General features: G+C 69.6%; 2 protein-coding genes. One reads left to right on the forward strand and one right to left on the reverse strand.

The annotated features are described in order from the left end of the window. The coding region (locus tag ETD85_RS62550; RefSeq protein WP_138699131.1) for a TetR/AcrR family transcriptional regulator at nt 1-276 on the reverse strand (276 nt) is incomplete at its 3' end. A 91-nt stretch (nt 277-367) separates the two neighbouring features. Between ETD85_RS62550 and ETD85_RS62555 the strand changes: the two genes are divergently transcribed. Continuing rightward, a partial coding sequence (locus ETD85_RS62555) for an LLM class flavin-dependent oxidoreductase (RefSeq protein WP_138699132.1) occupies nt 368-783 on the forward strand: 416 nt, incomplete at its 3' end.

Raw genomic sequence — 783 nt, forward strand, 5'->3', positions numbered from 1 at the left:
GAGACAGCCCCCGGCCCCCATGGCCTCGCCCGCACCGCCGTCTCCGCCCGGCTCGGCGGCGAGCTCGTCGGCGAGGGCGCACAGGCGGTCGATCCGCTCCCGGAACACGGCGACCAGCAACGCCTGCCGGGTCGGGAAATGCCGGTAGAGAGTCCCCGGCCCCACCTGCGCCCGCCGCGCCACCTCGTTGAGCGACGCCTCGGGGCCGTCCTCGGCGAAGACGACCCTGGCCGTGGCCACGATGTGGTCGTAGTTGCGGCGCGCGTCCGCCCTCATGGCGACTCCTGGGGTTGCAAAACCGGAATGGCTCTCCGTATTGTATCGCCCATCCAACCGGAGAAGCTCTCCGGATAAGAAGGGGTCACACATGCTCGGAAAAATCGGGATCTGGACGTTCGCCTTGGACGCCCTCCCCGCCTCGCACGTCGCCGAAGCGGCCGCGGAGATCGAGGAGCTCGGCTACGACACGCTCTGGTTCGGCGAGGGGTTCGGCCGCGACACCGTCAGCCAGGCCTGGATGACCCTGTCGGCCACCAAGCACATGACCGTCGCCGCGGGCATCGCCAACATCGCGCTGCGCGACCCGATCGCCATGGCGACCGCCGAGCGCGCGCTCAACGAAGCCTTCCCCGGCCGCTACCTGCTCGGTCTCGGCGGCCACCGCGTCACTGACGAATCCATCCAGATGGACGGCTACAGCATCCCCAGCCGCGGCAACGCCGTACGGAGCATGACGGAGTATCTGAGCGCCATGGACGCCATCCCCATGAACGCCCCCTCCGC

Origin of the sequence: Nonomuraea zeae (assembly GCF_005889725.1) — a bacterium.
GTDB lineage: Bacteria > Actinomycetota > Actinomycetes > Streptosporangiales > Streptosporangiaceae > Nonomuraea > Nonomuraea zeae.